Raw genomic sequence first — 210 nt, 5'->3', positions numbered from 1 at the left:
GGGAAGCCGAGCCGGCCGGAAGGCCGGCCTCGTCAACCGAAGTCCCAGGCGCCCCCACCCCCGGAACGGTGACCGTCGGCACATCGTTGGTGCCGTTGATGGTGATCTCGACCGTTGTCGTCGAGGTGTCGCCGTCGCCATCGATCAGCGTGTAGGTGAACGTGTCGGTCAGATGCTGGCCGGTGGTCAGCGCCTGGACCGCCGCAGCGC

Annotated in this window: 1 protein-coding gene; it reads right to left on the bottom strand. The window is 68.6% G+C overall.

Annotated features, from left to right (window positions below):
- A partial coding sequence (locus tag EN943_RS37500; RefSeq protein WP_164778632.1) for a VCBS domain-containing protein occupies positions 1-210 on the bottom strand: 210 nt, incomplete at both ends.

This window comes from Mesorhizobium sp. M7A.F.Ca.US.006.01.1.1, from assembly GCF_003997935.1.
Classification (GTDB): domain Bacteria; phylum Pseudomonadota; class Alphaproteobacteria; order Rhizobiales; family Rhizobiaceae; genus Mesorhizobium.
This window is presented reverse-complemented; position numbering and strand designations above follow the sequence as displayed.